The organism is Acinetobacter tianfuensis (assembly GCF_003611465.1).
Taxonomy (GTDB): domain Bacteria; phylum Pseudomonadota; class Gammaproteobacteria; order Pseudomonadales; family Moraxellaceae; genus Acinetobacter; species Acinetobacter tianfuensis.
Window position 1 is genome coordinate 1 of sequence record NZ_RAXV01000064.1, and the last position, 5,616, is coordinate 5,616.

Consider the following 5,616-nt stretch of genomic DNA (forward strand, 5'->3'; position numbering starts at 1 on the left):
GCTGGCGATGACTTACTCTCACATGGGTAACCCCACACTACCATCAGCGCTAAGAGGTTTCACTTCTGAGTTCGGGAAGGGATCAGGTGGTTCACTCTTGCTATTGTCGCCAGCACAACTGTTGTGACTTTGCTTGGGTCTTATCTTTTCAGTGCCGCTGCTTGGTCAAAAGAGTTATTAACAGGATAAATTTGAGTTGGTATTGTAACTAGCTTTTGAACTAAATCAAGATCAATCATTTCTGATTGTTTGGTTTTGAATCGATTTTCAGCTTTTATACAACAACTGTTTGGGTGTTGTATAGTCAAGCCTCACGAGCAATTAGTATTGGTCAGCTTCATGCATCACTGCACTTCCACATCCAACCTATCAACGTCGTAGTCTTCAACGGCTCTTTAGAGGACATAAAGTCCTAGGGAAATCTTATCTTGAGGTAGGCTTCCCGCTTAGATGCTTTCAGCGGTTATCCCTTCCGAACATAGCTACCCGGCGATGCGACTGGCGTCACAACCGGTACACCAGAGGTTCGTCCACTCTGGTCCTCTCGTACTAGGAGCAGATCCTCTCAAATTTCCAGCGCCCACGGTAGATAGGGACCGAACTGTCTCACGACGTTCTAAACCCAGCTCGCGTACCTCTTTAAATGGCGAACAGCCATACCCTTGGGACCTGCTTCAGCCCCAGGATGAGATGAGCCGACATCGAGGTGCCAAACACCGCCGTCGATATGAACTCTTGGGCGGTATCAGCCTGTTATCCCCAGAGTACCTTTTATCCGTTGAGCGATGGCCCTTCCATACAGAACCACCGGATCACTAAGACCTACTTTCGTACCTGCTCGACTTGTGGGTCTCGCAGTTAAGCGCGCTTTTGCCTTTATACTCTACGCGTGATTTCCGACCACGCTGAGCGCACCTTCGTACTCCTCCGTTACTCTTTAGGAGGAGACCGCCCCAGTCAAACTACCCACCAGACATGGTCCTCGCTCCAGATAATGGAGCAGAGTTAGAACCTCAATATTACCAGGGTGGTATTTCAAGATTGGCTCCACAGCAACTAGCGTCGCTGCTTCAAAGCCTCCCACCTATCCTACACAAGTAAGATCAAAGTTCAATGTCAAGCTGCAGTAAAGGTTCACGGGGTCTTTCCGTCTAGCCGCGGGTACACCGCATCTTCACGGCGATTTCGATTTCACTGAGCCTCTGCTGGAGACAGCGCCCCCATCATTATGCCATTCGTGCAGGTCGGAACTTACCCGACAAGGAATTTCGCTACCTTAGGACCGTTATAGTTACGGCCGCCGTTTACTGGGGCTTCGATCAAGAGCTTCGCTTACGCTAACCCCATCAATTAACCTTCCAGCACCGGGCAGGCATCACACCCTATACGTCCACTTTCGTGTTTGCAGAGTGCTATGTTTTTAATAAACAGTTGCAGGGGCCTGGTTTCTGTGGCTGCCGATAGCTCAGGAAGCAAGTTCCATCACCGTCAGCAGCGTACCTTCTCCCGAAGTTACGGTACCATTTTGCCTAGTTCCTTCAGCAGAGTTCTCTCAAGCGCTTTGGTCTACTCGACCTGACCACCTGTGTCGGTTTCGGGTACGATTCCTGTTTAACTGAAGCTTAGAGACTTTTCCTGGAAGTATAGTATCAGCCACTTCGCTAATAAATTAGCTTGCTATCAGTTCTCAGCATAGAGTACCCCGGATTTGCCTAAGATACATGCCTACAACCTTTCACCTGGACAACCAACGCCAGGCTGACTTAACTTTCTCCGTCCTCTCATCGCATTAAACAGAAGTATTGGAATATTAACCAATTTCCCATCGACTACGCCTCTCGGCCTCGCCTTAGGGGTCGACTCACCCAGCCCCGATTAACGTTGGACTGGAACCCTTGGTCTTTCAGCGAACGGGTTTTTCACCCGTTTTGTCGTTACTCACGTCAGCATTCGCACTTCTGATACCTCCAGCAGACTTCTCAATCCACCTTCATCGGCTTACAGAACGCTCCCCTACCACTTGCAATAAATTGCAAATCCGCAGCTTCGGTACTATATTTTAGCCCCGTTACATCTTCCGCGCAGGCCGACTCGACTAGTGAGCTATTACGCTTTCTTTAAAGGGTGGCTGCTTCTAAGCCAACCTCCTAGCTGTCTATGCCTTCCCACATCGTTTCCCACTTAATATAGATTTGGGGACCTTAGCTGGCGGTCTGGATTGTTTTCCTCTTGACTACGGACGTTAGCACCCGCAGTCTGTCTCCCGGATAGTACTCATTGGTATTCGGAGTTTGCATCGGTTTGGTAAGTCGGGATGACCCCCTAGCCGAAACAGTGCTCTACCCCCAATGGTATTCGTCCGAGGCGCTACCTAAATAGCTTTCGGGGAGAACCAGCTATCACCAAGTTTGATTAGCCTTTCACCCCTATCCACAAGTCATCCCCTGGCTTTTCAACGACAGTGGGTTCGGTCCTCCAGTTAGTGTTACCCAACCTTCAACCTGCTCATGGATAGATCACCTGGTTTCGGGTCTATACCCAGCAACTATACGCCCTATTAAGACTCGATTTCTCTACGGCTCCCCTATGCGGTTAACCTTGCTACTGAATATAAGTCGCTGACCCATTATACAAAAGGTACGCAGTCACCGGACTAAGCCGGCTCCCACTGCTTGTATGCATGCGGTTTCAGGATCTATTTCACTCCCCTCACAGGGGTTCTTTTCGCCTTTCCCTCACGGTACTGGTTCACTATCGGTCAGTCAGGAGTATTTAGCCTTGGAGGATGGTCCCCCCATATTCAGACAAGGTTTCACGTGCCTCGCCCTACTCGACATCATCATATAAGCCCTTTCGTGTACAGGGCTATCACCTACTATGGCTGCACTTCCCAGAGCATTCCACTAGAGCTTATATGACTTAATGGGCTGTTCCCCGTTCGCTCGCCGCTACTGAGGGAATCTCAATTGATTTCTTTTCCTAAGGGTACTGAGATGTTTCACTTCCCCTCGTTCGCCTCGCAACACTATGTATTCATGTTGCGATACCTGCCTTACAGCAGGTGGGTTTCCCCATTCAGAAATCTCCGGATCATAGGATATTTGCCGCCTCCCCGAAGCTTATCGCAGGCTATTACGTCTTTCATCGCCTCTGACTGCCAAGGCATCCACCACATGCACTTAATTACTTGACTATACAACCCCAAACAGTCGTTAATCCCTACAAGTAGGATTAGCAACAGATTATGATGATAAATCATCACGCTCATACAGTTGGCGTCTGTGCATTTAAGCACTGTACAGCTTCAATTAGATTCATATACCAAAACGCTTGATTCAGTTTAATCGCTAGTAACTCATTTCATTCAACTTTCACAATTGCTTGCTAAGTTAACTAAAACGAGTATGAACAATTTATTTCAACTCAAATATATTCTGTTAATGATTAACTGCCATCTCGTCGATGAACAGTAAACTGTGATAAATCACAGAAGTTAACAAGATGCGCATATTACGCCAACTTCTTATTAATTTCTATAATCTAGAACTTCGTTCGATTAAAGCCTGCGCAAAGCATAGCTTTTTGCTTAAATTTCAAGTAAAAGCGTTGCTTTTATAGTCTTGAAATTTGGTGGAGACTAGGAGAGTCGAACTCCTGACCTCCTGCGTGCAAAGCAGGCGCTCTACCAACTAAGCTAAGTCCCCAGCTTATCAATAAGTCAATGTCTCTGATTTTCTGTTTGCTTCAGTATTTTCATACTGCGTTCGTCAGAATGGTGGGTCTGACAAGACTTGAACTTGTGACCCCACGCTTATCAAGCGTGTGCTCTAACCAACTGAGCTACAGACCCTCAGATACATCGTCATGAAGAACAACTTGTTGTGGATTCTTACCAATCGTCAATCTTTCGTTAAGGAGGTGATCCAGCCGCAGGTTCCCCTACGGCTACCTTGTTACGACTTCACCCCAGTCATCGGCCACACCGTGGTAAGCGTCCTCCTTACGGTTAGACTACCTACTTCTGGTGCAACAAATTCCCATGGTGTGACGGGCGGTGTGTACAAGGCCCGGGAACGTATTCACCGCGGCATTCTGATCCGCGATTACTAGCGATTCCGACTTCATGGAGTCGAGTTGCAGACTCCAATCCGGACTACGATCGGCTTTTTGAGATTAGCATCCTCTCGCGAGGTAGCAACCCTTTGTACCGACCATTGTAGCACGTGTGTAGCCCTGGTCGTAAGGGCCATGATGACTTGACGTCGTCCCCGCCTTCCTCCAGTTTGTCACTGGCAGTATCCTTAAAGTTCCCGGCCGAACCGCTGGCAAATAAGGAAAGGGGTTGCGCTCGTTGCGGGACTTAACCCAACATCTCACGACACGAGCTGACGACAGCCATGCAGCACCTGTATGTAAGTTCCCGAAGGCACCAATCCATCTCTGGAAAGTTCTTACTATGTCAAGACCAGGTAAGGTTCTTCGCGTTGCATCGAATTAAACCACATGCTCCACCGCTTGTGCGGGCCCCCGTCAATTCATTTGAGTTTTAGTCTTGCGACCGTACTCCCCAGGCGGTCTACTTATCGCGTTAGCTGCGCCACTAAAGCCTCAAAGGCCCCAACGGCTAGTAGACATCGTTTACGGCATGGACTACCAGGGTATCTAATCCTGTTTGCTCCCCATGCTTTCGTACCTCAGCGTCAGTATTAGGCCAGATGGCTGCCTTCGCCATCGGTATTCCTCCAGATCTCTACGCATTTCACCGCTACACCTGGAATTCTACCATCCTCTCCCATACTCTAGCTTCCCAGTATCGAATGCAATTCCTAAGTTAAGCTCAGGGATTTCACATCCGACTTAAAAAGCCGCCTACGTACGCTTTACGCCCAGTAAATCCGATTAACGCTCGCACCCTCTGTATTACCGCGGCTGCTGGCACAGAGTTAGCCGGTGCTTATTCTGCGAGTAACGTCCAAGCATCTAGAGTATTAATCTAGAGCTCCTCCTCCTCGCTTAAAGTGCTTTACAACCAAAAGGCCTTCTTCACACACGCGGCATGGCTGGATCAGGGTTCCCCCCATTGTCCAATATTCCCCACTGCTGCCTCCCGTAGGAGTCTGGGCCGTGTCTCAGTCCCAGTGTGGCGGATCATCCTCTCAGACCCGCTACAGATCGTCGCCTTGGTAGGCCTTTACCCTACCAACTAGCTAATCTGACTTAGGCTCATCTATTAGCGCAAGGTCCGAAGATCCCCTGCTTTCCCCCGTAGGGCGTATGCGGTATTAGCATCCCTTTCGGAATGTTGTCCCCCACTAATAGGCAGATTCCTAAGCATTACTCACCCGTCCGCCGCTGAATCCAGTAGCAAGCTACTTTCATCCGCTCGACTTGCATGTGTTAAGCCTGCCGCCAGCGTTCAATCTGAGCCATGATCAAACTCTTCAGTTTAAAATCAATAGCACCTTAAAGGGTGCCAATCTTGGCTCATCAATTACTGACAAATATTTCTCAAATAAACTTCGAGTAATTTCTACCAATTATCAATGATAATATATATCGATTGATCAACCAGTAAAAATCCACACAAGTTGTTCTTCATAATCTCTTAATGATCTT

Annotated in this window: 2 tRNA genes and 3 rRNA genes; all 5 read right to left on the bottom strand. The window is 48.3% G+C overall.

The window, feature by feature from the left end:
* A 5S ribosomal RNA gene (gene rrf, locus D7V32_RS16560) occupies window positions 1–114 on the bottom strand; the annotation flags it as partial.
* A gap of 186 nt (window positions 115–300) precedes the next feature.
* Window positions 301–3,193, bottom strand: a 23S ribosomal RNA gene (locus D7V32_RS16565).
* Between the two features lie 435 nt (window positions 3,194–3,628).
* Window positions 3,629–3,704 (bottom strand) — tRNA-Ala (locus D7V32_RS16570).
* A gap of 69 nt (window positions 3,705–3,773) precedes the next feature.
* A tRNA-Ile gene (locus D7V32_RS16575) sits at window positions 3,774–3,850 on the bottom strand.
* Between the two features lie 61 nt (window positions 3,851–3,911).
* Window positions 3,912–5,448 (bottom strand): 16S ribosomal RNA (locus tag D7V32_RS16580).
* Window positions 5,449–5,616 lie beyond the last annotated feature (168 nt).